The sequence below is a fragment of the Nonomuraea sp. NPDC048901 genome, from assembly GCF_040649695.1.
In the GTDB taxonomy this organism is placed as follows: Bacteria; Actinomycetota; Actinomycetes; order Streptosporangiales; family Streptosporangiaceae; genus Nonomuraea.
In genome coordinates, this window is record NZ_JBEZFW010000001.1 from 355,385 (window position 1) to 380,238 (window position 24,854).

Consider the following 24,854-nt stretch of genomic DNA (forward strand, 5'->3'; position numbering starts at 1 on the left):
GGCTCGCACCAGAAGGCCACACGGCCTTGAGGCAGATGCCGTCCGCTGCTTTGGCGGGGATTTACGTGGGATAGACATGGATCATGTCCGGGCGATCCTCCCGGCCGAGAGCGGCGTGTCCGTGGGAGGCAGCAGGTGTTCGAGAGCCCGCGTCCACTGGTCGGCAGAACCGCAGAACTGGCCCACCTGTCGGGTCTCCTGGACGCGCGGAGGCAGTGGGTCTTCGTGTTGCTGACCGGTGAGCCGGGCATCGGCAAGACCCGGATGCTGGGCGCGTTCGCCGACCTCGCCCGCGAACGTGGCGTTACGGCCATCGCCGGACGGGCCACCGAGTTCGAGCGCAGCGCGCCGTACGGGATCGTGCAAGACGCGCTCGCCGACGCCCACCAGCATCCCGACCTCGCCGGACACCTCGATGGGCTGCGCGCGCTGCTGTCGCGGGAGAGCGGGACGGGCGACCTGGCCGGTCTGGACCGTCACCGCCGCTTCCGCGAAATGCGTCAGGGCGTGGAGCGAATGGGCGAGTCGAGCACGCTGGTGGTCCTGATGGACGACGTGCAGTGGGCCGACGACGCCTCGGTGGAGGTGATCGACTATCACATCAGACATCCGCCGAACACGAGCGCCGTGATCGTGCTCGCCTGCCGTACCGGCGAGCTGCCCAGAGGGCTGGCCCGGTCGCTGACCTCGGCGAACGTCGTCAACCTGCCACTCGGCCCGCTGTCGGCCGCCGAGGCCGACACCATGCTCGCCGGGCAGCCGTCCCGTCCGGGGAGGCGGCAACTGTCCCGTCCGGGAAGGCGGCGTCTGTACGAGCGCAGCGGCGGCAACCCGCTGTTCCTGGAGATCCTGGCCACGCTGCCGGACACCCCGGCCGCCGACCTCGCGGAGGTCACCGGTGCTCTCACGGAGGTCACCAGGACCGATGTCCTTGACCGGTTGATCGTGGCCGAGCTCGCCGGGCTGGACCCGGACCGGCAACTGGTGGCCCAGGCGGCGGCCGTCGCCGGTGACGACGTGGATGTGGCGTTCGTGGCGGCCGTGTCCGGGCTGGATCCTCGTACCGTCGAGCCGGCGCTGGACGAACTGGTGCGCCGAAGGGTGCTCGGCACGGCAGGGCGGGCGCTGGTGTTCAGGCATCCGCTGGTTCGCGCGGCCGCGTACCAGCTGGCCGGGCCCTCCTGGAGGAGGGCGGCACATCGCCGGGCGGCGGAGCACCTGCTCTCGCGGGGCGCCTCGGACGTCCGCCGCGCGGTGCACATGGAGCACGCGATAGGCGTGGGCGACGCGGACGGGGCCGCGCTGCTCGTCTCGGCGGCGGGAGCGGTGTCGGTCAACGCGCCCGCGACGGCGGCGCGATGGTTCCGCGCCGCGCTGGAGGCGTCGCCCGCTGACGCGACGCCGGAGCTGCGGATGTCGCTCGCCGCGGCGCTCGCCGTGTCCGGGCGGTTGGAGGAGGCCCGGGGGCTGCTGGACGAGCTCGTACGGGAAGGCGACGGCAGCAGGGACCGGGCGGTGGGGCTGCTGTCCGCGATGCAACGGTCGCTGGGACGGCTGGAAGAGGCCAGGGCGCTGCTGACCGGCGAGCTGGCCAGGGTGGACGATTCCGCGGGCAGGCCGCCCCTCCTGGTGGAGCTGGCGGCGATCGACCTCTTGCAGGGCCAGTGGGACTCGGCCGCGGACAACGCCTCACAGGCCCTGGACCAGCTGGACCAGGAGAGCCCCCAGGGGGAGCGGGCGACCGTGCGGAGGTCTCCCCGGCCGGGGACATCGGCCTCGGCCGTCACGCTGCTCGCGGTCGCCGAGCTGTACCGCTGCCACTTCGCCGACGGATATCGCCTGCTCGCCCGCGCCAAGGCGCTCATGGACGCCATGACCGATCGCGAGCTGTGCGACGACCTCGGCTTCGTGGCACCTCTGGCGTGGGGCGAGTTCATGGTCGACCACCACGACGACGCGCTGCGGCACCTGGCCCGCGGGTTGCAGGTCGCCCGTGACCACGGTCGCGACAACGTCGTCCCCCTGTTGCACGCGGCACGGGCCATGGTCCGTTCCGCGCTGGGCGAGATCGAGGCGGCGCTGGCCGACGCCGAGGAGGCGGAGGAGATCGCGCGTCATCTCGGCAGCGCCGAGATGCTCGCGTTCGCGCACGTGGTCAAGTCCCGGCCGCTGCTGTGGCAGGCGGGTCCCGAGGCCGCCGTGCCGCTGGTGGAGGAGGTGCTGCACGGTCCGGGAATGCGCTCGGCGTGGTGGCGGACCATCGCCGACGACGTGGTGTCGGAGGTGCTGCTGTCGGTCGGCCGTACGGAGGACTGCCGGCGGTTCCTGGCCGCCCGCGTCGGTGGCGATCCGTCGGGGCTGGGGCCCGGCGCGGCGAGTGTCTTCGCCCGTCGCGCGCGGGCGGAGGCGGCCTGCGGCGACTTGACGGCGGCCGGGCAGTGGTACGAGCGGGCCGTCGCGGTCGTGGCGTCGGGAGCGCCGCCCGCCCGGTCCGCCGACGTCGAGGCGGCCCGCGCGACGCTGGCGATGGCCGCGGACCGCCCGCACGAGGCGGACGCGGCGGCTCGCGAGGCCGTGGCGTGTCTCGTCACGGCCAGACTGCCCGTCGGCGAAGGCTTCGCCCGGATGCTGCTGGCGGAGGTGAGAGCGGACGCGGGCGACGTCCGCACGGCGCAGGAGCAGCTCGGCCAGGCCAAGGCCCTGTTCACGCGGGTCGGTGCGCCGTGGCCGGCGGCGCAGGCCGGGCGCAGGCAGCGCGGCACCGCGGCCCATGGGGCGGGCGGGCGGCTGTCGGAGCGCGAACGCGAGATCGTCGAGCTGGTCGGCGAGGGCCTGACGAACCGGCAGATCGGCGAGCGGCTGTACCTGAGCCCGCGCACGGTCGAGACGCACCTGGCCCGGGTCTTCCGCAAGCTCGGCGTCAACACCCGCGCGGCCCTGGTCCGCCGGTCGTCGGGTCAGGCGTGAGGTCACCTGGACATGGTGGATGGGCGGGCCCGGCCGCGGGATCCGTTGAACGACGTACCCCCTGACAGGGCGGCATCCGTGAAATGACGGACCTTCCCGATTACGGGTCGGTGGCTCTTCGCCGGTGAATGGCCGCGTGGTGAGAATTCGGACGGATCACCCGAGCACCACGAACGGAAAGGCCTCCATGGGCACCCCCAGAAGACTGATCACCGCATTACTCACCGCCCTCATCGCCCTGACCGGCTTCGTCGTCGCGTCACCGCCGGCCAGCGCCGACAGACTGGTCGCCGAGGCGTCGCTCCACTCCTGGCACGCCAACAACCAGAACAAGACCATCGACACCACGGTCAAGGTCTACGCCAGCGGCAACGTCTACGGCGTCTCGACGGTCGAGTCGGGCGTCTACCTCACCGGCGTCCGCCTGTGCGCCAAGGCCCTGCTCCTCAACGTCGACGGCATGGTCATCGGCGAGGTCGGCGGCGACTGCTGGGGTGTCAACGGCACCGCCTTGGGCTACTCCAAGCGTACGGAGAACTGGTCCGGGCAGGTCTCACCGGACATCGCCGAACAGACGTACGCGGTGTCGATCGTGCACTGGAACAACGGCATCGACTGGGGTCAGGTCCTCGGCTTCGCCAAGTTCATCTGGACCGTGTACAAGACGCTCAGCACCGACGGCTCCGACGCCTCGGCCAACACCGTGGTCCTGCCCAACTACCAGCCCATCCAGTTCGCCGGCAACAACGGCAGCAGCGGTGGTGGTGGCGGTAGCCCGCACAACCCCAAGCCGAACGATCCCTGACCGGAACCCCCGGGGTGGCGCGACGACATACTCGCGCCACCCCTCCGGGTGTCACGTCGCGCTCCAGCCAGGTCAGCCCAGGTCCCGCCCCGACCCCCTCTTGAAGACCATCAAGCACCCTGGGGAATGCCGATCGAACGACACCGACTCATCCTTCAACTCCACCACCGGGGTGAACCCCACCAGTTCCCACCCGTCCGCGCCGAGTTCGTCGCACTGCCGCTGCAACTCGCTGCGACTGACCTTGTCGCCGAGTCGCTTCATCTTGTACTCCCACACCATGCTGCCTGCCTCCCGCGCGATCACCCGTCCAGGTAACCCCGGATCGCCGCGTCACGCTACCGCGAGGTGGCCGCCGTCCATGGCCGGAGCTTTTCGGGGTTGCGTACCGCCCAGATGCGCTTGATCCGGCCGTCTTCGACGTCGAACGCCGCCACCGTCACGGCGACGTCGTTCTGCTGAGCCACCAGACCGGGCTGACCGTTGACCGTACGCTCCAGGATGGTCAGGTCGGGGGCCCGGCCGGCGAGGGCGAGGATGTAGCGGGCGATCCGCTCGCTGCCTTCGATCGGGTGGAGTCCGGCGCTGACCAGGCCGCCGCCGTCGATGATCGCCGTGGCGTCAGGGTCGAGGAGGCCGATGAGGGCGTCGATGTCCTTGGCCTCCCATGCCTGTTTGAAGTCCCTGACGATGCCGGACTGCCGCGCCGCCGGAGTTGTCGGCGCCTGCGAGGCAGCAAGACGGCGGCGGGCCGAGGAGGCCAGCTGGCGACAGGCCCCCGGCGTACGGCCGACGATCTCGGCCACCTCGGCGAAGGAGTAGCGGAAGACGTCGTGCAGGACGAGCGCGACGCGCTCGGCGGGGGTCATCGAATCGAGCACGACCAGGAAGGCCATGGTGATCGACTCGTCGAGGGTGACGCGGTCCACCGGGTCGACCGGCCGCCCGGTGATCCACTCCGTGGGGTCGGGCAGCGGCTCGGGGATCCATTCGCCGACGTAGCTCTCGCGCCGGGTCCGTGCCGAGCCGAGCAGGTCCAGGCAGATGCGGCTGGCGACCGTGGTCAGCCAGGCGCCGGGGACTTCGATGGCGTCCTGCTGCTGCCGGGTCATGGCGTACCAGCGGGCGTAGGTCTCCTGTACGACATCCTCCGCGTCGGCCAGGGAGCCCAGGAGGCGATAGGCGAGATTGATCAGCTGACGCCGCTCACTCATGATCGCGCTCAGTCCCGGATCGGATGGGGTGGTCATGGTGACGATGGCTCCCTTGCTCGCGGCTGCCCTCACCCGTTCGACGAGACAGCCCACGGGACTGTGAGGTCGGCGCATCGCCTGACATTCTCCGCGGTTGTTTCGTCGGACTGCTGGGACCCGGATCGCAGTGATCAACAATGCCCGGGCCGGCTTCCTCGACGGAAGTTCTCGCAGCTGACAACCACAAAGGAAACCTTATGTTCACCGCTTATGTCGCGGTCACCATCTTCGCCGCGCTCTTGTTCGGCAGCGCCGCCGTCGTCTACCTGATCGGCCACGAATTTCCCAAGGCCCAGGCGGACATGAAGCGCCTGCCACGGTCGTGGGTACCGGTGCTGGGCATGATGCTGGCGGCGGGCTCTTTGGGGCTGCTGGGCGGGTTCGCCGTGCCGATGCTGGGCACACTCGCCGCCTACAGCCTCGTGCTGTACTTCGTCGGCGCGCTCCTCGCGCACCTGCGAGTGGGTTCCCGCAAGCTCGTGAACTGGGGCGGATTCTTCTTCACCGCGGTGGCCGCACTAGCCGTGAACCTGGCCTACCACTGGTCGTGATCCGTAGAGATGGAGAAGGGAAACTCGAACTACACCGGGTAATGAAGGCGAAGCGTGGCCGTCGCGCCGCCGTCCGGGGCGTTGGCGAAGGCGAGATCGGCGCCGATCACCCGTGCCTGTCCGGCGGCGATGGCCAGGCCCAGGCCATGGCCGTGGCCACGCTCGGCCCCGCCCGTACGGAAACGCTGCGGCCCCTCTGCCAGCAACCCATCGGGGAACCCGGGCCCGTGGTCGCGTACGACGATCGTCGTGTCGTTCACGGCGACCTCGACCGGAGCGCGCCCGTGGCGGTGGGCGTTGATGACCAGGTTCGTGATGATCCGGTCGATGCGCCGCGGATCGGTGTCGACCACCGGCTCACCGGTCACCGTCAGCCGGACCGCAAGCTTCGTCCGGGCCACGCACTCCTCGACGACCCGGCCCAGCGGCACCGGACGGCGATCGGCCCACTCCGCGCCCGCGTCCAGCCGGGAGATCTCCAGCAGGTCCTCCACCAGCGCCCGTAGCACCCGTACCCGGTCACGTACCAGGTCGGTGGCCTCGCTCTCCGGGAGCAGTTCGGCCGAGACGACCAGCCCCATCAGCGGGGTACGTAGCTCGTGAGCCACATCGGCGGTGAAGCGCTGCTCGCTCAACAGCCGGTCCCGCAGACTGTCGGCCATCGAATCGATGGTGGCCGAGATGTCGGTGATCTCGTCGCCGCCCCGGCCGCCCATCATGCTCCTGGCCTCCAGGTCGCCGTCCGCGATTCGCCGCGCGGTGCGGGCCACCCGCCTCAGCCGCCGGTTGGACGTCTCGGCGGCCAGCACGGCCAGAGGTACGACGATCGCGAGCGTGACCAGCGACGCCTTCACGATGTTCCGGTCCAGGGCCCACAGGCCGCGTATCTCCGAGCCCATGTCGATCTGCACGGCCAGCACCTGGCCGTCGATCTGCTGCGCCGCCCACATCCAGGGAATGTCCGGCCGGCGGTCGTCGTACCAGGTGCTGAACTCGCCGGTGCTCCTGGCCTGTTGGAGCAGCGCGGGCGGGACCTGAGCGGGCTGCGGCGCCTCGCCCGTACGCCGGTAGGCGTCCACCTCGGCCAGCAGCGCGCTGAAAGCCCGGTCCCTGCCCAGGCTCATGGACCGGTCGAAGGCGCTCCGGTGGATCAGCACTCCGACGGCCAGCGCGACCGCGCAGGACGTCACGGCCACCAGCGCGGCGATCTTCCAGCGCAGTGACCGCCAGTTCAGCAGTCCGCGTGCGGCCTGTCCCACGTCAGCGCCGCAGCTTGTAACCGAAGCCGCGGACTGTCTCGATCCGGTCGGCGCCGATCTTCTTACGCAGCCGCTGCACGCACAGGTCGACGACGCGGCTGTCCCCGTCCCAGCCGTAGTCCCAGACGTTGCGCAGCAGTGTCTGCCGGTCCAGCACGATCCCCGGATTCGCGGCGAACTCCAGCAGCAGCCGCAACTCGGTGGGAGCCAGCTCGACCAACTCCCCGGCGCGGCGCACTTCCAATCCCTGCGGATCGATGGCCAGGTCCCCGAAGACCAGGCCGGTGGCCTCCTGGAGGTGTTCGGGACCCGGAGCGAAGGAGGCCCGGCGCAGCAGCGAACGGATCCTGGCCACCAGCACGGAGGTGTCGACCGGCTTGACCACGTAGTCGTCGGCCCCCGCCTCCAGCCCCGACACCACGTCGAGAGCGTCGCCCCGCGCGGACATCATCAGGATCGGCACCAGGCTCCACTCCCTGACCTGCCGGCACAGCCCGATGCCGTCCAGCCCTGGCAGCATCACGTCCAGGAGGAGCACGTCATGCCGCTCCTCCCTGAACAGTTCGAGGCCGGTCAGGCCGTCGCCCGCCGTGCTCACGCGATAGCCGTAGCGCTCCAGCACCATCCCGACGGTCTTGCGGATCACTTCGTCGTCCTCGACGAGCAGCACGGTTACCGGAGCCGACACCGAAAGCGACATTTCTCCCCAAAGGCCTGAGGCAACAGACGATACAAGCCGCCGACATCCGCGACGCCTCAGCCGTGTATCAGCCACGAATCAACCCTCATACGGAGGAGGGGTATAGTCCGCACTCTACAACCCGTACATAGATGTACGAGATAGCGAGGAATGCGGATGCCATCCATTCAAGTGCGGCTGTCGGTGAACGGCCGCAAGCATGAGCTGGAGCTGGACACCCGGGTCAGCCTGCTCGACTGCCTGCGCGAGCACCTCGGCCTGACCGGTACCAAGAAGGGCTGCGACCAAGGGGCCTGCGGCGCCTGCACGGTGCTGCTGAACGGTGAGCGGGTCAACTCCTGCCTCGTGCTCGCCGCGCAATGCGCGGACGCGGAGGTCACGACCATCGAAGGGCTGGCGTCGTCAGAGGTCGGCCGGGCGATGCAGGAGGCGTTCGTCCGCAACGACGGCCTGCAGTGCGGCTACTGCACCCCGGGCCAGGTCTGCTCGGCCGTGGCCATGCTCGCCGAGTACGAGGCGGGGGTGCCCAGCGCCATAGGCGAGCCCGGTCTGACGGACACCGAGATCAGGGAACGGCTGGCGGGCAACCTGTGCCGGTGCGGCGCGTACAACGGGATCCTCGCGGCGGTGCGGGAGGTCGCCCGGTGAACCCGTTCTCCTACGTACCGGCTACCGACACCTCCTCGGCCGTTGAACTCGCCGCAAAAGGGGCGAAGTACCTGGCAGGCGGCACCAATCTCGTCGACCTGATGCGCCAGGGCATCGAGACGCCGCACGAGCTCGTGGACATCACCCGGCTACCGCTGGCCGACATCGAGGAGCACGCAGGCGGCCTGCGGATCGGGGCCCTGGTCCGCAACACGCGGGTGGCCGCCGACGAGCGGATACGTGATCGCTACCCGGTGCTGGCCCAGGCCATCCTGAACGGCGCCTCTCCCCAGCTGCGCAACCGCGCCACCGTGGGCGGCAACCTGATGCAGCGCACCCGCTGCGGCTACTTCTACGACCGGCACTCGGCCTGCGGCAAACGTGATCCTGGCGCCGGCTGCGACGCTCTCGACGGGTTCAACCGCACGCACGCCATCCTCGGCACGAGCGAGAGCTGCGTCGCCGTACATCCGTCGGACATGTGCGTGGCCCTGGCCGCCCTGGACGCCGTGGTCAACATCGCGGGCCGCGATCCCGTACCGCTGGTGGACTTCCACCGCCTGCCCGGAGACACGCCGCACCTGGAGACGGCGCTCGCGCCGGGGGAGTTGGTGACCTCCATCGACCTGCCGCCGGCTCAGCCGGGCCGCTCGGTGTACCTCAAGGTGCGTGATCGGGCCAGTTACGCCTTCGCGCTGGTCAGCGTGGCCGCCGTCGTCCGCATGGAAGCGGGCCGCGCCACCACCGTACGCATCGCGCTGGGCGGGGTCGCCGCCAAACCGTGGCGCGCGTACGAAGCCGAACAGCTCCTGACCGGCACCACTCTCGACGACGAGCTCATCCACCAGGCGGCCGAACAGGCGCTGGCCGGCTCCCGCCCACGCGCGCACAACGCGTTCAAGGCCGAGCTGGCCCGGCGACTGATCCGGCGAGCGTTGCAAGGAGTCAGATCATGAATCTCGCCGCACGCGGCTTCACCCTCGCCAGCAAGGCGCTGACCAGGCTGGCCAGACTCCTGCCCGACGGCAGGCCCGATCCCCTGGCCCACCACCGCGCCGAGCTCGGCAGGCCCGCCGACCGGCTGGACGGCCGCGCCAAGGCCACCGGCGCCGTCCGCTACACGGCCGAGCGGCACCTCCCCGGCCTCGCCCACGCGGTCGTGGTGGGCAGCACCATCACCAGAGGCCGGATCACCGCCGTCCACGTTCCGCAGGCGCCCGGTGTGCTGCTCGTGATGACCCACGACAACGCGCCCGCGATGAAGCGCACCCCCGCGTACGCCACCATGAAGGGCCCGCTCGGCGCCGCCGCGATGAGCCTGCCGGTGCTCAACACCGACGAGATCTTCTGGTACGGCCAGCCCATCGCGGTCGTCGTGGCCGAGTCCCTGGAACAGGCCCGGTACGCGGCGTCGCTGATCCACGCCGACTACGAGCCGTGGCCCGCCAGGCTGTCGATGGCCGACGGGAAACCGTACACTCCCGCGCACGCCGTGCTGGAGGAGCCCGTGACCAGGCGCGGCGATGTCCGTACGGCGCTCGGCGCGGCGGCGGCCACGGTCGAGGCCGAGTACACCACGCCGCTAGAACACCACAACGCCATGGAACCGCACGCCACCGTGGCCAACTGGGAGGGCGACCGCCTCACGGTCTACGACACCGCGCAGTACCCCTATGGCGTCAAGGAGATGCTGGCCAAGAAGTTCTCACTCGCCGAGGAGAACGTCCGCGTGCTGGCGCCGTTCATCGGCGGCGGCTTCGGCGGCAAGACTCCGGCCTGGCCGCACGTCTGGCTCACGGTGGCGGCGGCCAAGCTCTCCGGCCGTCCCGTCAAGCTCGTGCTCTCGCGGGCCGACGTGTTCGCCATGACCGGCGGCCGGGCCCCGACCCGCAGCCGCGTCGCGCTCGGCGCCGACGCCACGGGACGGCTCACCGCGCTCGAACACGACGCCCTGGCCCCGTGCACGACCGACGAGTTCGCCGAGGCCGCCGTGGTCGCCTCCCGCCATCTGTACGCCTGCCCGAATGTCCATGTCGTCCAGCAGGTGGTTCGCCTGGACCGCATCCAGAACGCCTTCTTCCGTGGTCCGGGCGTGGCCCCCGGATCCTTCGCGCTGGAATCCGCCATGGACGAGCTGGCCTGGCGGCTCGGCCTCGACCCGCTTGAGCTGCGCCTGCGCAACGAACCTGAGCGGGACCCGATGAGCGGAATCAGCTTCACCAGCCGCCACTTGCGTGAGGCGTACGCCCTGGGCGCCGAGGCGTTCGGCTGGTCACAGCGCCCACCCGCGCCCCGCGCGACGCGGGACGGCCGCTGGCTCATCGGGCATGGGATGGCCGCGGCGATCAACCCCGACGCCGTGCTCATCGCCGGAGTCAAGCTGCGCCTGTCCGCCGACGGCACCGTCACCATCCGCAGCAGCACCAACGAACTGGGCGCCGGCACCTCGACCGCGCAGAGCCAGGCCACGGCCGACCGTCTTGGGCTGCCTCTCGACCGGATCCGCTTCGAGCAGGGCGATTCCAACGTGGCCAGGACCCGCATCCCCGGTGCCTCGGCCGCGACCACGACGCTCGCCTCGGCCGTCTGGTCCGCCCGCGACAACCTCGTCCGCGAGCTGCTGAAGCTGGTGCGCGACACCGACTCACCGCTGGCGGGACGGTCGTTCGAGGAGGTGGACACCCGCGACGGTGGCCTGTTCGGGCCCCGTGGGGGTGAGAGCTATGAGCGCATTCTGGCCAGGGCAGGGCAGGAGGCCGTGGAGGTGGCGGGGAAGTCGGCGGTGCCGTACCAGACCATCAAGCGGGGCACCTACTCCTACGGTGCGCACTTCTGCGAGGTGCGGGTCGACGAGGAGACCGGCGAGGCGCGCGTAACGCGCTGGGTCGGCGCCTTCGACGGCGGCAGGATCGTCAACCCCAAGCAGGCCACCAGCCAGATGCGCGGCGGCATCATCATGGGCATCGGCATGGCATTGACCGAGGAGACGCTGCTCGACGAGCGCACCGGCCTCATCGTCAACCGCGGCCTGGCCGAGTACCACGTGCCCACGCACGCCGACGTGCCCGACATCGACATCCACTTCGTCGACCAGCCCGACCCGCAGACCCCGCTGGGCGCCAAGGGCATCGGCGAGCTCGGCATCGTGGGCGTGGCGGCCGCCATCGCGAACGCCGTCTACCACGCGACCGGCGAACGCGTCCGCTCCCTCCCCATCACTCCGGACAAACTCGTGTAGCCAGATTGGAATACGGTAGGGGGGTATAGTATGTTGAAGGAGTCGAAAGCGATCCTGACGGCCGAGGAGGCGGTATGACATGAACACCGCGAGCAAACTAGGTGCCTACGCTGTGGGGCTGGCCGTCGTCTTCGGCGGGGCCCTGGGCGTCGGAAACGCGGTCGGGGAAGGCACCCCCGCACCGGCGCCCCCCAGCCATGGGAGCGCCCACACCACTCCCACTCAGGTCGGCGCAAAACCGCAGGACGATACCCCCGGGGGGCTGCAGGTGTCCCAGAACGGCTACACCCTCAATCCGTTGACCACCGTCAAGACCGGCGAGCCCACCGATTTCCGGTTCACTGTGACAGGGCCCGATGGCAAGCCGGTGACCGACTATCAGGTTCAGCACGACAAGAAGCTCCATTTCATCGTGGTCTCGCGTGACCTGGCGACGTTCCAGCACCTGCACCCCGAACAGGCCGGCGACGGGGTGTGGTCGGTGAAGCTGACGCTGGACGCTCCTGGCACCTACCGGGCCTTCGTCGACTTCGCTCCCGCGGGTGGGAGCGGTCTGACCCTTGGTACGGATGTGCCGGTCGCGGGCGACTACGCGCCGCGGGCACTGCCTGCGGTCAGCCGTACGGCGGAGGTGGACGGTTACACGGTTACCCTCACGGGTGACCTGGTTCCCGGCCAGGCGAGCAAGCTCACGCTGAGCGTGAGCAAGGACGGCAAGCCGGTGACGGATCTGCAGCCATATCTGGGGGCGTACGGCCATCTGGTGGCGCTGCGGGCGGGGGATTTGGCCTATCTGCACGTACATCCAGAGGAAAGCGACAAGGCCGGGCCCGAGATCACCTTCTACGCCGAAGTGCCCAGCGGCGGCGACTACCGGCTGTTCCTGGACTTCCAGCACGCCGGCAAGGTACGCACCGCCGATTTCACCGCCCGAGCAGGGGCCGGACAGCCCAAGCCCGCGGCGGAGCCGAGCGTCAGCCCGTCCCACGGCGACCACACGCACTGAGTAGAAAGGGGGAGTGATGTCTTCCCTCACTGAAGGCAGAGCTGTCGAACTCACCATCGGCGGCATGACGTGCGCATCCTGCGCCAACCGCATCGAACGCAAGCTGAACAAGCTCGAAGGCGTGACCGCGACCGTCAACTACGCGACGGAGAAGGCGAAGGTCACCTTCCCCGAGGGCATTGATCCGCAGCAGTTGATCACTGAGGTGGAGAAGGTCGGCTACACGGCCGCGCTGCCCGCCCCGCCCAAGACGGAGGCGCAGCGGCAGGAGGAGCCGGAGGACGAGCTGCGGCCGCTGCGTCAGCGCCTGCGCACCTCGTTGGTGCTGAGCGTGCCGGTGGTGGCGATGGCGATGGTCCCGGCGCTGCAGTTCACCAACTGGCAGTGGCTGTCGCTGGTGCTGGCCGCGCCGGTGGTGGTGTACGCGGGCTGGCCCTTCCACAAGGCCGCCTGGACCAACCTCCGGCACGGCGCCGCGACCATGGACACGCTGATCTCGCTGGGCACGCTGGCCGCGCTCGGATGGTCGCTGTGGGCCCTGTTCTTCGGCACCGCGGGCACGCCCGGCATGACGCATCCCTTCACGTTCACCATTGAGCGCTCCGACGGTTCGGGCAACATCTACCTCGAGACGGCGGCGGCGGTGACCGCGTTCATCCTGGCCGGTCGCTACTTCGAGGCCCGCGCCAAACGCCGCGCCGGCGCGGCACTGAAGGCGCTGCTGGAACTGGGCGCCAAAGAGGTCGAACTGGCCGACGGCCGCCGCATACCCACCGAGCAACTGCAGGTCGGTGACACCTTCGTCGTACGGCCGGGCGAGAAGATCGCCACGGACGGCGTGATCACCGAGGGCAGCTCCGCCGTGGACGCCTCGATGCTGACCGGCGAATCCGTGCCCGTCGAGGTGAAGCCCGGCGACGCGGTCACCGGTGCGACGGTGAACGCGGGCGGACGCCTGATCGTCAAGGCCACTCGAGTGGGCGCGGACACCCAGCTGGCGCAGATGGCCAGGCTGGTCGAGGAGGCGCAGACCGGCAAGGCACAGGTGCAGCGGCTGGCCGACCGCATCTCCGGGATCTTCGTACCGATCGTGATCGCGTTGGCGGTCGGGACACTCGGATACTGGCTCGGCACGGGCAACGGCGCGGCGGCGGCGTTCACCGCGGCGGTCGCCGTGCTGATCATCGCCTGCCCCTGCGCGCTGGGCCTGGCCACGCCGACCGCGCTGCTGGTCGGCACCGGGCGGGGCGCACAGCTGGGCATCCTGATCAAGGGCCCGGAAGTGCTGGAGTCGACCCGCAAGGTCGACACGATCGTGCTGGACAAGACCGGTACGGTCACCGAGGGCAAGATGACCCTGGTCGCCGTCCACCTCGCCGAGGGAGAGAACCGCGAAGAGGTCCTCAGGCTGGCGGGCGCGCTGGAGCACGCCTCCGAGCACCCGATCGCCCAGGCCATCGCCCGCGAGGCCCGATCCGACGCCACGGTGGAGGACTTCGCCAACGTCGAAGGGCTCGGCGTACAGGGCATCGTCGACGGCCACGCGGTGCTGGTCGGCCGTCCCCGGCTGCTGGCGGAGTGGTCCCAGCACCTGCCCGTCGACCTGGAACGCGAGCTCGCCGACGAGCAGGCCAAGGGCCGCACCGCGGTCGCGGTCGGCTGGGACGGCCAGGCCCGCGCCGTGCTGGTGGTGGCCGACGTGGTCAAGCCGACCAGCAAGCAGGCCATCGCCGACCTGCGGGCACTCGGCCTGACACCGGTGCTGCTGACCGGCGACAACGAGGCCGTGGCCCGTACGGTGGCGGCCGAGGTGGGCATCGACGACGTGATAGCCGAAGTGCTGCCCGCCGACAAGGTCGACGCCGTCAAGAAGCTGCAGGCCGAGGGCAAGGTCGTGGCCATGGTGGGTGACGGGGTCAACGACGCCGCCGCCCTCGCCCAGGCCGACCTGGGCCTGGCGATGGGCACCGGCACCGACGCCGCCATCGAGGCCTCCGACCTGACCCTGGTCAGGGGCGATCTGCGGGTGACGGCCGACGCGCTGCGCCTGTCCCGCCGCACGCTGTCGACCATCAAGGGCAACCTGTTCTGGGCCTTCGCCTACAACGTGGCCGCCCTGCCACTGGCCGCGCTCGGCCTGCTCAACCCGATGATCGCGGGGGCCGCGATGGCGTTCTCCAGCGTGTTCGTGGTGAGCAACAGCCTGCGCCTGCGCCGCTTCAAGTAATCCATTCGCGTGGCCGAAGGCGCTCATCGCCTTCGGCCACTCAGTGGTGATACTGGTGCACCACCGCATGGCCCTTGCCCCGGGAGATCAGCCACTTGTTCACCGGCGTCGTCACCACGAAGGCCACGACCAACGACCCGGCCAGCGACGCCCAGAACAGCCAGCTGGTCAGCCCCGCGTCCATGGCACCGGGCACGACCACGACCACCGCGTTGTCCATGATCTCCATCACCGCGATGGAGACGGTGTCCGCGGCCAGCGCCACCTTCAACGCGTCGCGAAAGCCGAGTCCGGCCCGCAGCACGCCACGCATGGTCAGCCCGTAGCCGAACACGAAGGCCAACACCACCGACAGCACCACGGTGGTGAAGTTGGACAGGCCGGCGGCGGTGCCGATGACCATGCCCAGCACCTCGCCGATGGCGCATCCGGTCAGGCAGTGCAGGGTCGCCTGCGCGGCCACCGTCCACGTGGCCGTGGGAGGGGCGTGGTGACCGGTGGCCGGTTGATCGCTGTGGTCCATGATGCTGCTCCTTAGCTGGCGTCAAGCCTTGAGCATACTCATAGGGGGTATCTCATCGCATTTGTCGCTGGTACGGCGGCGTGTATCCAGCTCGCCGGTTCGTAAACTGGCCGGGTGCCGAAGCTGTGGAACGAGACGATCGAGACGCACCGCCGTACCGTGCATGACGCGATCCTGGACGCCACCGTCGAGCTGGTGCGGGAGCGTGGGCTCCTGGCGGTGACGATGTCGCAGATCGCCGAGAAAACCGGTATCGGCCGCGCGACGCTCTACAAGTACTTTCCCGACGTCCAGACCATCCTGCTGGCCTGGCACGGCCGTATGGTCGCCGGGCATCTGGAGCACCTCGCCCAGGCGGTGGAGCGCGAGAGCGACGCCCGGGTGCGGCTCGAAGCCATGCTGGAGACGTACGCCCTGATGCATCGGCGGATGGCGCGGCATGGCTTCAGCCCTGATCTCGTCATGCTCCTGCACCGGTCCGAGGACGCCGGCCGCGCCCAGCGGCGGCTGCATGACATGCTGCGCGACGCGCTGACGGATGCCGCGCGGGCCGGTGACGTACGTGAGGACGTGGCGGCGGACGAGCTCGCCGCCTTCTGCACGCACGCGCTGCAGGCGGCCGTCGACCTGCCCTCGGAGGCCGCGGTCAAGCGCCTCGTCTCCCTTACCCTGGCCGGGCTGCGACCGCGCTGAGCTGATCTCCCTACCTGCGTTCAGCGGGCCTCGGCCGGCTCCGGCGGGCTTCAGCGGGACTCAGTGAGAGCCCGCGGAGGACCGGCGGCGGCGCCGGAGATGGCCGGTGATCAGGACGGCTTTCGCCAGGGCCATCACCAGGATGATCCCCAGGACGGCGTCCGAACCCAGTCCCGCCCACTGCGGGATCGCCAGCACTCCGGCGGCCAGCCCCACGTGCACGGCCACGGCCAGGACGGCGACCAGCGCGAGGCCGAGCGTCAGGTACCGGCTCCGGCGCGGCGTGCCCGTGGCCGGGACGGGGCTCGTGGTTCCGTCAGGGCGGCGCCAGTCCACGCTCAGGTGGTCACGCCTGCCCATCCTGGTGATGTTCCTGGTGAGAAGGGCTTGGACACGCTGTAACCGGTCCTCGTCCACGGCTTCGACGCGCACCGTCAATCCTTCCGGGGTGGCCCGCAGGGTGCAGGTGCCCCAGTCGAGGTTGATGGTGCCGTCCGTCTCGGACCAGTCTGCTTTGACGCTCTTGGGCCTTTCGCCGCCTGCGTGCGGGCCGTGGCCGGGGCCGGTGGGCAAGCCGAACCGTGAGGAGCGCGGAACGGCGGGTCGTAGGCTGGTCGTATGGTGAAGACCGCGGCACGGCAGCCGGTACCCGCCCGGCGTGCGGACGCCGAGCGCAACATCGCCGCGATCCTCCAAGCGGGGACCCGGCTGCTCAGCGCCGACCCCACGGCCAGCGTGGCCGACATCGCCAAGGCCGCCGGGGTGGGCAGAGTCACCCTTTATGGCCACTTCCCGTCGCGGGAGGCGCTGGTGGACGCGGTGCTCGACCACGCGGTCGGTGTGGCGGAGGCGGTGCTGGCGGACGATTCGATCGACACGGCACCCGCGCCCGAGGCCATGGCCAAGCTCCTGCGGTCGTCCTGGGAGATCCTCGACCGGCACCGCCGCCTGTTCCTGGCCGCCGACCGGACGCTGGCCACGGAACAGATCAGGAAGCACCATGACCGGCCGCTGCAGCGGGTGGAGCGGCTCATCGCGCGCGGTCAGCGTGCGGGCGACTTCCGTACGGACCTGCCGCTGGCCTGGCTGGTGACGACGTTCTTCTCGATCATCCACAGCGCGGCGCAGGAGCGTGAGACCGGACGGCTGGCGGCCGAGGAGGTCGAGCCGGTGCTGATCAAGACGATGCTGGCGCTGCTCTCCAAGCCCGCCTGACCACGGCCTCCGCGGGCTCCCCCCAGAAGCTCATCCCGAATGAACCCTACCCGTGTATGGTTCACGGCTGCTAACTTGAACATCAGTGTTCGAGTTAAGGAGACTTCGGATGAGTCATGGCATGCCTTCCGCCCAGACACGCACGAGCGGGTGGGGCCTGCTCGTGCTGCTGTGCCTGGCCCAGTTCATGTTGATCGTCGACATCACGGTGGTGCAGGTGGCGCTGCCCACCATCGGTACGGACCTCGCGCTCGACCGTGAGTCGCTGACCTGGGTGGTGACCACGTACACGCTCTGCTTCGGCGGCCTCATGGTGCTCGGCGGGCGGCTCGCCGACGCGTGGGGCGCCCGTCGCACGCTCGTGATGGGGCTGGGACTGTTCACGGCGGCCTCGCTGGCGTGCGGGCTGGCCGGGAGCGGCGCGATGCTCATCGCCGGGCGCGCGTTCCAGGGGGTCGGAGCGGCGCTGCTCTCCCCGGCGGCCCTGGCCGTTATCACCACCACCTACCAGGGCGAACGACGCGGCCGGGCGCTCGGCGTCTGGGCGGCCATCGGTGGTACGGGGGCGGCCCTGGGCGTGCTGCTCGGCGGCGTGCTGACCGCCGGGCCGGGCTGGACCTGGGTGTTCATCGTCAACGTCCCGATCGGGCTGGTGGTGCTCGCCACCGTGCCCGCCGTCGTACCGCCCACGCCCGGCCGGAGCGAACGGGTCGACGTACCCGGCGCCCTGGTCGTCACGCTGGCGACGGCCCTGCTGATCTACGGGCTGGTGACGGCGGGCGACGCCGGCTGGGGCGCGGCGGGCACGGTGCTGCCGCTGGTGGGGGCCGTGCTGCTGTACGCGCTGTTCGTGGTCGTCGAGCGGTCGGTACGCGCACCGCTCATGCGCGCCGAGACCCTGGCCAGACGGCCGGTGATCTCGGGGACGTTCGTCATGCTGATGGCCACCGGGCTGATGCTGGGGTTGTTCTTCCTCAGCTCGCTCTACCTCCAGAACGTGCTGCGGTTCAGCGCGCTGGAGACCGGGCTGCTGTTCCTGCCCGTGGCCATCGCGATCACGATCGGCGCGCAGCTCGGCGGGCATCTCATCGGCCGGATCGGCGGCCGGCCGGTGGCGGTGGCGTCCTTCGTGGTGACCGCGGCCGGGGCGGCGCTGATGACCCGCATCTCGCCCGACGCGAGCGCGTACACCACGTTGCTGCCCGGCTTCGTGCTGGCCGCCCTGGGGATCGGGCCGGCGTTCGTGACGGCCACCACCACGACCATGGCGAACATCCCGCCCGGCGAGAACGGTGTCGCCTCCGGCGTCATCAACACCTTCCACGAACTCGGCGGCTCGATCGGCGTGGCCGTCATCTCCACGGTCGCCGCGTCCAGCCTCGTACCCGGCTCGGCGGCGGGCATCGGCGGCTTCGTCTCCGGGCTCACCCTGTGCGCCGTCGCCGCGGGTGTCGCGGCAGCCGTCACGCTGTGGCTGGTGCCACCGGGCAAGCCCGCGGCGGCGTTCGTCGGCCATGGGCACGGACACGGCCACTGACGGGTACGACGCGCGTGGGCCGGGCGGCCAGGCCGTCGAGGCCGGCACCCAGCTCGCGGGCGTGATGAACCCCGAGGGGCGCTAATCGTCCTCGCGGAGCCGCTCCAGCCGAGTCTGGGCGAACGAGCGGATCGCCTCATCCCTGGCCATGGCCGCGTGCGCCAGGAGGTACGTGTCCTCCTTGTGGGACAGGCTCGCGGCGGCCGCCCCGGCGAACAGCCGGGTCAGCGGGTCGCCTTCTTCCATCCGGATGACGATGCCGGTCCGGTCAGACTCCTCCTCGTCCTGGAGGATCAGCCACTCCACCAGCTCCTTGAGCTGGCCCGGGGGCAGACATGACGCCCCTGCCTCAAGCTGCTCGATCGAGGCCTCGGTCAGGAACTCGAGGATCTTCCAGCGGATGGCGCGATCGGGGTCGAGGCTCAGGTTGATGACCTGCGCGAGGATGGGCCCGTGCCGCCCGTCGGCGTTCGCCAGCGCGACGGTGATCGCGTTGTACCGGGTGTTGCGGACCGGGCTGGACAGCAGGGCCGGGAGCTCGTCCATCATCGGGGCCGCGAGCTCGGCCAGCTCGGAGAGCAGCCAGGAGGCCACGCCGACGACCACCTCTTCGCCGCTGCGAAGGAGCCTTGCGAGGTTCTCGACGGGGTATCCCGCGTACAGCTCGCTCAGCAGGTCATTGGCGGCCTCGCCCATGATCTCGTCGTCGGCCGGATGCGTACGAATACGCTCGATCAGATCGTCGCCTGTTTGCGTCTGCATCGACTACTCCCAGTATTCGCCGTTCCAGTACGGCTTCCGGCCCATAGTTCTCTCGAACTCGCTGGCATCCGGGCTCCCCCCGGCGCTGGGTCCGCTCCCGGAATCCTGGTGGAACTCCCGCCGTTGGATGCTCTCCTCAAATTGCTTGAGATTTTTTTCTTCCCTTTCGATTCGCTGCGCGTGCCCGACCTCATAACCCTTGACCTCCTCTTCTTGCTTTCTGACCTTGAGGCTTCTCTTCATCTCGGACAGGGCCTTCCTCGCCTCCGCCTCTGTCATGCCCCTGGCACTGGTCGGGGTCTCCTCATGGATTCTTCCGTCTCTCTCCACGCGGTAGCTCTTGTTGCTTCTTCCTCTGCCGAGAAAGCCGCGGCCTCTACCTCGGTTGCCCCCGTTCCCTCGATTGTTGTTGCGGGGAGACATCCGGGCGATGCCGTTCTCGGCCGAGCGGGGGCCGGACGACGCCCTCATGCCGGCGGGCCGCAGGGGCACTCCGCCGCGCGGGCCGGCCAAGGCCATGCGCCCGCCGGGCCCGCCGCCGCGGCGCGGGAGATCGTCCAGGATGCGGCGCATCGGCTCCTTCAGCCTCCTGATGACCACCTCCCCTACTCGCTTGCCCGTGATCTCCATGCCCTCGGCCTGGGCTCTCCTGAGCTGGGCCCGGGCCAGTCTCATCCGTACCAAGGCCAACGAGACTCCGGTCACGCCCCCGACCGCCAGCAGCTTCGCCACGGTGACCGCCGTGGCCGCCGCCTGCATGCCCGAGACGACCTTCACCGCCGACACCACGGAGGCGGCGCCGTCCAGGGCCGCGGGCGCCACGGATAAGGCCTGACTGGCCTGCCCGAGGGATCCGCCGTTGACGCCGAGCCTGTTCCACTGGGTCTGCATGGCTTCGGCGGAGCCGCCGTGGTAGTTCTGCTGGGCGCCGCGGACCGCCGTCTCCGCCTGTGTCGCCGATGTGAGCGCGGTCGCGGCGGTGCCGCGCATGGCGTTGGCCTCGGCCCGCATCTCGTCTTCGTTGATGTTCGGCCAGTGGCCGATCATCTGCATCATCCCGGCGGCGGCCGGGTCGAGCATCACCGCCATATGTCACCGGCGTTCCGCGCGTTCGCGGCCTCGGCTTCGGAGTTGTTCCTGACCACGCGGTGGAGCCCGTCGCCGGTTTCGCCGAGCGCCGTGGACAGGGCGGTGAGCGCGGCCATCGAGGTCTCGCGGGCATCGGCGTAAATGCCGGCGAACATGCCGAACATGCCGTCGTCCCCCCAGGACGAGACGCCGTCCCCCCGCTGCACGAGAGGGTTGAGCGCCGAATTGTGCTCTTCTGCGTGGGTTCTGAGCCGAGAGGCATCCTGTCCCACAGCCCCCAGGCTGATCTCCAATCCCGTCATGCCGGATGACCATACCTCGACATTTCGCCAAATACGCAGCTTCCTGCGATGGACCGGCAAATGCGGCGCCGACAGTTTTCATCGTCCATCGGTACGGAAGAAGAGCGGAAGAAAAACGGAAGAGCGATCTCCTAACATTCTCCGACGTCGGTCACGACCAGTTAGGAAAGCGATAACCGAGTGCCCGCGCTTTGCGCCATTGCGGCGGGCCCCCTTCACCGAACCCGCACGGAGTCGACGTGTCTGTACCCACCCCAGAGCAGGACGCGGCGTTCCTGGCCGAGTACGTGGACCGTTGCCGGGAGGTCATTCGTGGCCTGTACGCCGCGCAGACGGCCATCGGACGGCTCGAGGGTCAGGCGGAGAGCGCCGACGGTCTGGTGTGGGCCACCGCTGACGGCCAGGGCCGGGTGACACGGCTGAGCATCAACCCGCGGGCGCTGCGAAAGAACGAGCGGGAGCTCGGCCGCGAGGTGACCGAGGTGCTCCAGGCGGCCCAGAACGACGCCGCACGGCAGGCGCAGGAGGTCGTGGACAAGGCGTCGAGACGAGCCGACGCCTTGCCGGAACCGCTCGACGCGACCTTCGTCCGCGCACGGGGCGAGCAGGCCATCCGCGATCTCATCTAGCTCATCCAGGAGGCGCAGCGTGTACTTTCCGGAGAACGACTTCGGCGTCCGGGACGTGGACGGGCCTGCCCGCGAGGGCGCGCGGATGCTGACCGCCCTGGAGGCGGCCCAGGAGGACCTCGACAAGATCGTCGGCACGGCCAAGAGCCGGTCGGGCCACGTCGAGGCATCCGTGAACCCCGAAGGCCGCGTGCTGAACGTCTCCTTCGGCCCCCGCGCTCTGCGCATGGGCAGCGAGGACCTGGCAGAGGAGGTCATGGCGACCCTCGACCTGGCGGGCGCCGACGCCCAACGCCAGGCCGACGCCCTCCTGCGCGACACCCTTCCCGGGTACGACCTGGAGCAGGCCGCCGCCGACCTCCGGCGCGTCATCGGCGACTGGCGCTGACCTACGACGCCGGCGGCGTGACCTCGACCCGAGCGGGGTCAGGCCACTGGCGGCCGGTTCAGTAGGTGATGAATCCGTACAGCGCCATATGGTTCGACTTCGTGCTGCTCACCGTGTGATCGATGCTCGACGGCTGCACAGCGCCCTTGACGAACAGATAGTCGATCTTCCTGGAGCCGGACGTCACCTTTGCCCCATAGCCGGTCATGCCGAAGCCGCTGAGCGTCGTGGAGGCGATGTTCGTACGATTCGCGTCGATCCCGATCACCCGGATCGTCGAGGCGTTCATCAAGCTGGTGGCGTCCGCGCCGACGTGGATACCGGAGTTGGCGATGCCCGTGTCGCCGGCGCCCGCGCAGGCGTTCGCTCCGTTCTGTTCCGGGAGGTGCATGGTCGCGGCGAAAACCGTGGTGCCCGTTTCCTTGATCGTGAACTTCGCCGCGATGGCGCTCGTACGCTTCCATTTGTAGGCGTTGGTGCTGCCGTCGTCGTTGCTCGGCGGCTTGTACAGCGTGCACCCGGCTCCGCCGCCGTACGATGTCCCGGGCTTTAACCAGCCCGCACTCCAATACGCGGAAATGTCGCCCGCCGCCAGGCTCAGCGTTCTGGTGTTGTAGACGATGCCGTTGGTCTGCTTCTTCTTCAGGTCGCCCAGCGCCTGCTGAGCGCACTTGTGCGTGGAGCCCCACGCCTCGGGGTCGTCCCAGGCCACGATCGCCTTGTAGGTGCCCGCCGGATATCCGAACTTGGCCGAGAGCTGGTCGGCGTAGGCCGTGGCCTGTCCGGTGCCGCGTACCTGCTGCACGATCAGGAGATCGGGAGCCTGCACGCCGGAGGTGCCCGTCTTGCCGTTGTCGTCGACCAGCATCGACGTTAGGTGATCCGGCCCGGAGATCCGGGTGCAGGAGCCGTCGGCGTTGTTTCGCACCAGGTTCTCGATGTTGTTGTTGTAGACGCGCAGGACCCGGTCGGCCGCGGCCGTGGGCGCCGCTTGCGCCTGCGCGATCGAGGTCGTGGTGGTGGCCAGTGCGGTGGCGGCAGCGAGCGCGATCGCGCCGGATGATCGATAGATGAACGACATGATCGCAGGTTAACGATCGACGCTGAGAGCACCCCGCGACCGTCAGGCCAACCCGGGTCATTCCATGCTGGGGAGATCGATAGGTGGGAAGAGCGGGGGGTCGTTGGCCAGGTCGAACGCGGCGGCGAGGATGCTGACGACCTGAGGCATGGCCTGAGGCGCCAGCTCGTACTCGCCGCGCCGTCGTTGCGTGATCAGCCTGGCGCTCTGCAGCGCGCGGAGGTGGTGATAGAGCTGGCCACTGGTGGTCTGCTCACCGTCTCCGGCAAGGGAGTCTTGGAGGTCGGTGCTGGTCCGCCGCCCCTGTCGTAGGAGCGCCGCGAGCAGCGCCAGCCGCGGCTGACTGCCAAGGGTCTCCAGGACGTGGGCCACCGGCGCCCAATCGGCCGACAGCAGATCGGCGAGGGAGAGCTGCCTGTCCCAGAGAGTCTCGCCGGCGGCCAGCCGTGAGGCTCCGATGTAGCCCACTGTCCCGAGCTTGTCCTCTTTCTTCGCCTGGCGAAGCATGCCGGTGGCCGCCGCGCTGAGTGACGGCGACTCCGGCGAGCGTCGCGGTGGGCCGGCGGTGTCGAGCCGACTCTCCAGGTGGGCGATCCGGCGTTCGAGTGCGGCGAGTCTGTCCTCGCTCATCGGGCTCTCCTACGTTATTCCATTATTACGGAGTAGCGTAGGAGATTGGTGCCGGGCATGGCAATGGGTGAAGTCCCGGTTGTGCAACGCACGAAGAACAACTCAAAGTGCGAGGTGCTCAGCAGGCTGAGAGCCATCTGACGAACACAGCCCTGGACGGGATGCCGTTCGGCACCACCACGACGTGGTCCCATTCGTAGACGATGCTCGGTCCCTCGTCGCCTTCGGCGGGCACCATGTCGGGCGAGTCCAGAGGGCTCGAGCCCGTGCTGCCCACGCTGGCCACCACGCGCTGCTGGGCGTCCATGAAGACGAGCTGGCTGTGCCAGACGTCGGCGTGCTTGGTGAAGTCGGTGTCGCTCACGGCGTGCACGTGCACGCGAGTAGTGCCGCTCTCGATATAGACGTAACTGGGAAACTCCAGATGGCAGTCCCCGACCTTCCACGGGCTGCCGAACGCCCCTCGCGCGAAGAGCGAGCTCGACGTGAGCGACAGAATCCTGGAGTCGGTGGCGGCGTCGGCGGAGGCCGGGGTCGGGATGCCGAGCATGGCGGTGAGTGAGACGATCGCGGCGACGGTGAAGAGACGCGGTCTTGAGATGCGCATGGATCCCCCTGAAAGGCAGTCTTGCCCTTTAGGCGTTCCACGCCGTTCCTTCATGGCTTGGGGCGGCCGGCTCCTCAGCCTCATCCGGCGCTTCAGCGACAAACGTCGCGCAAGCAGTTACTGTGCTGCGGCAGACTTGCCTAGATACCGGTCGGAATGATCCATGACGCAGCCAACCGCAACGAACTGGCCGGGCCAGGAGGACGAGCTTCCGCCCGATACCTAGGGGCGTGGACAGTCGGCGGACTCTCCGCTTCCGTGGGCGTTCATCGTCTTGGTCGGGCTGTTGGTGGCGGGGCGGTTCCTGCTGGCCTCACCCGCCATCAACCCGGTGGTGATGGTGGCGACCGCGGTGGCCTTTCCCGGCGATCCTGAGATGGTGCTGGCCCGGTTCGGCGCCTCGCTGGCGGTGGCGGTGCTGGTGGGCTGGATGTGGGCGCGGTTCGGGCGCGGGGAGTGGTTGCGGACGCCTCGCCGTACGAGCTCGCCGGGGCAGGGCCGGTGGAGCGCGTTCGTGGACGCGATGTGCCACGATCTGTTGCACGCCGGCGGCTTCCTGGTCGTTGGCGCGCTGGCCGCTGCGACGCTGAACGTGCTGGTGCCCAAGCCCTGGCTGACGACTGTGGCGGGGGTGCCGGTCACCGGCAGCTGGATCCCGTGGAAGGGCAAGATCCCCAACGGGTACGTGATCCCCGCCATGACCGCCACCGACGTCACGAAGATCGACCAACCGGCCGAGCCGTA

Annotated in this window: 25 protein-coding genes and 1 pseudogene; 14 read left to right on the plus strand and 12 right to left on the minus strand. The window is 69.6% G+C overall.

Going from position 1 to position 24,854, the window contains the following annotated elements; all coding sequences use genetic code 11:
- The first annotated feature begins 135 nt into the window (after positions 1–135).
- Together AB0C30_RS01835 and AB0C30_RS01840 are read left to right on the plus strand one after the other, a co-directional pair.
- Entirely contained in the window at positions 136–2,967 is a 2,832-nt protein-coding gene (locus tag AB0C30_RS01835) for an AAA family ATPase (RefSeq protein ID WP_357938518.1), read from the plus strand.
- Between the two features lie 187 nt (positions 2,968–3,154).
- A complete protein-coding gene (locus AB0C30_RS01840; protein ID WP_357938520.1) occupies positions 3,155–3,772 on the plus strand; it encodes a hypothetical protein in 618 nt (205 codons plus the stop codon).
- A 72-nt stretch (positions 3,773–3,844) separates the two neighbouring features.
- On the opposite strand, the gene AB0C30_RS01845 is transcribed toward AB0C30_RS01840, so the two are convergent.
- Together AB0C30_RS01845 and sigJ are read right to left on the minus strand one after the other, a co-directional pair.
- Positions 3,845–4,078, minus strand: a complete 234-nt coding sequence (locus AB0C30_RS01845) for a hypothetical protein (protein ID WP_357938522.1) — start codon at positions 4,076–4,078, stop codon at positions 3,845–3,847.
- A gap of 32 nt (positions 4,079–4,110) precedes the next feature.
- Positions 4,111–5,022 carry an RNA polymerase sigma factor SigJ gene (sigJ, locus tag AB0C30_RS01850; RefSeq protein WP_357938524.1) on the minus strand — a complete coding sequence of 304 codons (912 nt, stop codon included), beginning with the start codon at positions 5,020–5,022 and terminating at the stop codon, positions 4,111–4,113.
- 200 nt (positions 5,023–5,222) lie between these two features.
- On the opposite strand from sigJ, the gene AB0C30_RS01855 reads away from it, so the two are divergent.
- Entirely contained in the window at positions 5,223–5,576 is a 354-nt protein-coding gene (locus tag AB0C30_RS01855; RefSeq protein WP_357938526.1) for a DoxX family protein, read from the plus strand.
- A gap of 29 nt (positions 5,577–5,605) precedes the next feature.
- On the opposite strand, the gene AB0C30_RS01860 is transcribed toward AB0C30_RS01855, so the two are convergent.
- Together AB0C30_RS01860 and cseB are read right to left on the minus strand one after the other, a co-directional pair.
- Positions 5,606–6,835 carry a HAMP domain-containing sensor histidine kinase gene (locus tag AB0C30_RS01860; RefSeq protein ID WP_357938528.1) on the minus strand — a complete coding sequence of 410 codons (1,230 nt, stop codon included), beginning with the start codon at positions 6,833–6,835 and terminating at the stop codon, positions 5,606–5,608.
- Between the two features lies 1 nt (position 6,836).
- Positions 6,837–7,535, minus strand: coding sequence for a two-component system response regulator CseB (cseB, locus tag AB0C30_RS01865; RefSeq protein ID WP_357938530.1), 699 nt, complete (start codon positions 7,533–7,535; stop codon positions 6,837–6,839).
- 156 nt (positions 7,536–7,691) lie between these two features.
- Between cseB and AB0C30_RS01870 the strand changes: the two genes are divergently transcribed.
- The 5 genes from AB0C30_RS01870 (at position 7,692) to AB0C30_RS01890 (ending at position 14,654) form a co-directional block, all read left to right on the plus strand.
- Positions 7,692–8,183 carry a 2Fe-2S iron-sulfur cluster-binding protein gene (locus AB0C30_RS01870; protein ID WP_357938532.1) on the plus strand — a complete coding sequence of 164 codons (492 nt, stop codon included), beginning with the start codon at positions 7,692–7,694 and terminating at the stop codon, positions 8,181–8,183.
- Positions 8,180–9,139 carry a xanthine dehydrogenase family protein subunit M gene (locus AB0C30_RS01875; RefSeq protein WP_357938534.1) on the plus strand — a complete coding sequence of 320 codons (960 nt, stop codon included), beginning with the start codon at positions 8,180–8,182 and terminating at the stop codon, positions 9,137–9,139. The genes AB0C30_RS01870 and AB0C30_RS01875 overlap by 4 nt, the downstream gene beginning before the upstream one ends.
- On the plus strand, positions 9,136–11,421 hold the full coding sequence (locus AB0C30_RS01880) for a xanthine dehydrogenase family protein molybdopterin-binding subunit (RefSeq protein WP_357938536.1): 2,286 nt from the start codon (positions 9,136–9,138) through the stop codon (positions 11,419–11,421). The genes AB0C30_RS01875 and AB0C30_RS01880 overlap by 4 nt, the downstream gene beginning before the upstream one ends.
- 79 nt (positions 11,422–11,500) lie before the next feature.
- Complete coding sequence (locus AB0C30_RS01885; protein WP_357938538.1) at positions 11,501–12,427, plus strand: hypothetical protein; 927 nt, start codon at positions 11,501–11,503, stop codon at positions 12,425–12,427.
- Between the two features lie 16 nt (positions 12,428–12,443).
- Positions 12,444–14,654 (plus strand): heavy metal translocating P-type ATPase, encoded by a 2,211-nt coding sequence (locus tag AB0C30_RS01890; protein WP_357938540.1) that lies wholly within the window; start codon positions 12,444–12,446, stop codon positions 14,652–14,654.
- Between the two features lie 40 nt (positions 14,655–14,694).
- Here the strand turns inward: AB0C30_RS01890 and AB0C30_RS01895 are convergent, their stop codons facing one another.
- Positions 14,695–15,177 (minus strand): DUF4396 domain-containing protein, encoded by a 483-nt coding sequence (locus AB0C30_RS01895; protein WP_357938542.1) that lies wholly within the window; start codon positions 15,175–15,177, stop codon positions 14,695–14,697.
- Between the two features lie 114 nt (positions 15,178–15,291).
- Here AB0C30_RS01895 and AB0C30_RS01900 point away from each other — a divergent pair, with 114 nt between their 5' ends.
- Positions 15,292–15,870 (plus strand): TetR/AcrR family transcriptional regulator, encoded by a 579-nt coding sequence (locus AB0C30_RS01900; RefSeq protein ID WP_357938544.1) that lies wholly within the window; start codon positions 15,292–15,294, stop codon positions 15,868–15,870.
- 60 nt (positions 15,871–15,930) lie between these two features.
- Here the strand turns inward: AB0C30_RS01900 and AB0C30_RS01905 are convergent, their stop codons facing one another.
- Entirely contained in the window at positions 15,931–16,443 is a 513-nt protein-coding gene (locus AB0C30_RS01905; protein ID WP_357938546.1) for a DUF2218 domain-containing protein, read from the minus strand.
- A 45-nt stretch (positions 16,444–16,488) separates the two neighbouring features.
- Here AB0C30_RS01905 and AB0C30_RS01910 point away from each other — a divergent pair, with 45 nt between their 5' ends.
- Positions 16,489–17,085, plus strand: a complete 597-nt coding sequence (locus AB0C30_RS01910; protein WP_357938548.1) for a TetR/AcrR family transcriptional regulator — start codon at positions 16,489–16,491, stop codon at positions 17,083–17,085.
- Positions 17,086–17,194: 109 nt separating this feature from the next.
- A complete protein-coding gene (locus AB0C30_RS01915) occupies positions 17,195–18,622 on the plus strand; it encodes an MFS transporter (RefSeq protein ID WP_357938550.1) in 1,428 nt (475 codons plus the stop codon).
- A gap of 81 nt (positions 18,623–18,703) precedes the next feature.
- Here AB0C30_RS01915 and AB0C30_RS01920 read toward each other — a convergent pair whose 3' ends face one another.
- The 3 genes from AB0C30_RS01920 to AB0C30_RS01930 are packed head-to-tail and all read right to left on the minus strand — an operon-like array spanning position 18,704 to position 20,775.
- Entirely contained in the window at positions 18,704–19,384 is a 681-nt protein-coding gene (locus tag AB0C30_RS01920) for a hypothetical protein (protein WP_357938552.1), read from the minus strand.
- A 3-nt stretch (positions 19,385–19,387) separates the two neighbouring features.
- The gene (locus AB0C30_RS01925) at positions 19,388–20,467 is read right to left on the minus strand and encodes a hypothetical protein (RefSeq protein ID WP_357938554.1); all 1,080 of its coding nucleotides are present in this window, start codon (positions 20,465–20,467) and stop codon (positions 19,388–19,390) included.
- Entirely contained in the window at positions 20,464–20,775 is a 312-nt protein-coding gene (locus AB0C30_RS01930; RefSeq protein WP_357938556.1) for a hypothetical protein, read from the minus strand. The genes AB0C30_RS01925 and AB0C30_RS01930 overlap by 4 nt, the downstream gene beginning before the upstream one ends.
- Before the next feature lie 239 nt (positions 20,776–21,014).
- On the opposite strand from AB0C30_RS01930, the gene AB0C30_RS01935 reads away from it, so the two are divergent.
- Both AB0C30_RS01935 and AB0C30_RS01940 read left to right on the plus strand, forming a co-directional pair.
- The gene (locus AB0C30_RS01935) at positions 21,015–21,404 is read left to right on the plus strand and encodes a YbaB/EbfC family nucleoid-associated protein (RefSeq protein ID WP_357938558.1); all 390 of its coding nucleotides are present in this window, start codon (positions 21,015–21,017) and stop codon (positions 21,402–21,404) included.
- Between the two features lie 19 nt (positions 21,405–21,423).
- The gene (locus tag AB0C30_RS01940; RefSeq protein WP_357938560.1) at positions 21,424–21,792 is read left to right on the plus strand and encodes a YbaB/EbfC family nucleoid-associated protein; all 369 of its coding nucleotides are present in this window, start codon (positions 21,424–21,426) and stop codon (positions 21,790–21,792) included.
- A gap of 58 nt (positions 21,793–21,850) precedes the next feature.
- Here AB0C30_RS01940 and AB0C30_RS01945 read toward each other — a convergent pair whose 3' ends face one another.
- From AB0C30_RS01945 to AB0C30_RS01955, 3 genes are all read right to left on the minus strand, one after another.
- The gene (locus AB0C30_RS01945; protein ID WP_357938562.1) at positions 21,851–22,873 is read right to left on the minus strand and encodes a hypothetical protein; all 1,023 of its coding nucleotides are present in this window, start codon (positions 22,871–22,873) and stop codon (positions 21,851–21,853) included.
- Between the two features lie 57 nt (positions 22,874–22,930).
- Positions 22,931–23,503: a helix-turn-helix domain-containing protein gene (locus AB0C30_RS01950; RefSeq protein WP_357938564.1), complete on the minus strand. Its 573-nt coding sequence runs from the start codon at positions 23,501–23,503 to the stop codon at positions 22,931–22,933.
- A 118-nt stretch (positions 23,504–23,621) separates the two neighbouring features.
- The gene (locus AB0C30_RS01955; protein WP_357938566.1) at positions 23,622–24,110 is read right to left on the minus strand and encodes a hypothetical protein; all 489 of its coding nucleotides are present in this window, start codon (positions 24,108–24,110) and stop codon (positions 23,622–23,624) included.
- A 289-nt stretch (positions 24,111–24,399) separates the two neighbouring features.
- Here AB0C30_RS01955 and AB0C30_RS01960 point away from each other — a divergent pair.
- A pseudogene (locus AB0C30_RS01960) lies at positions 24,400–24,750 on the plus strand (permease); the annotation flags it as partial.
- Between the last annotated feature and the right edge of the window lie 104 nt (positions 24,751–24,854).

Coding starts and splice junctions, on each gene's coding strand:
- AB0C30_RS01885 (WP_357938538.1), top strand. CDS start 11,501: ATGAACACCGCGAGCAAACTAGGTGCCTACGCTGTGGGGCTGGCCGTC.
- AB0C30_RS01855 (WP_357938526.1), top strand. CDS start 5,223: ATGTTCACCGCTTATGTCGCGGTCACCATCTTCGCCGCGCTCTTGTTC.
- AB0C30_RS01870 (WP_357938532.1), top strand. CDS start 7,692: ATGCCATCCATTCAAGTGCGGCTGTCGGTGAACGGCCGCAAGCATGAG.
- sigJ (WP_357938524.1), bottom strand. CDS start 5,022: ATGACCACCCCATCCGATCCGGGACTGAGCGCGATCATGAGTGAGCGG.
- AB0C30_RS01840 (WP_357938520.1), top strand. CDS start 3,155: ATGGGCACCCCCAGAAGACTGATCACCGCATTACTCACCGCCCTCATC.
- AB0C30_RS01895 (WP_357938542.1), bottom strand. CDS start 15,177: ATGGACCACAGCGATCAACCGGCCACCGGTCACCACGCCCCTCCCACG.
- AB0C30_RS01930 (WP_357938556.1), bottom strand. CDS start 20,775: ATGACGGGATTGGAGATCAGCCTGGGGGCTGTGGGACAGGATGCCTCT.
- AB0C30_RS01890 (WP_357938540.1), top strand. CDS start 12,444: ATGTCTTCCCTCACTGAAGGCAGAGCTGTCGAACTCACCATCGGCGGC.
- AB0C30_RS01955 (WP_357938566.1), bottom strand. CDS start 24,110: ATGCGCATCTCAAGACCGCGTCTCTTCACCGTCGCCGCGATCGTCTCA.
- AB0C30_RS01910 (WP_357938548.1), top strand. CDS start 16,489: ATGGTGAAGACCGCGGCACGGCAGCCGGTACCCGCCCGGCGTGCGGAC.
- AB0C30_RS01915 (WP_357938550.1), top strand. CDS start 17,195: ATGAGTCATGGCATGCCTTCCGCCCAGACACGCACGAGCGGGTGGGGC.
- AB0C30_RS01880 (WP_357938536.1), top strand. CDS start 9,136: ATGAATCTCGCCGCACGCGGCTTCACCCTCGCCAGCAAGGCGCTGACC.
- cseB (WP_357938530.1), bottom strand. CDS start 7,535: ATGTCGCTTTCGGTGTCGGCTCCGGTAACCGTGCTGCTCGTCGAGGAC.
- AB0C30_RS01945 (WP_357938562.1), bottom strand. CDS start 22,873: ATGTCGTTCATCTATCGATCATCCGGCGCGATCGCGCTCGCTGCCGCC.
- AB0C30_RS01920 (WP_357938552.1), bottom strand. CDS start 19,384: ATGCAGACGCAAACAGGCGACGATCTGATCGAGCGTATTCGTACGCAT.
- AB0C30_RS01950 (WP_357938564.1), bottom strand. CDS start 23,503: ATGAGCGAGGACAGACTCGCCGCACTCGAACGCCGGATCGCCCACCTG.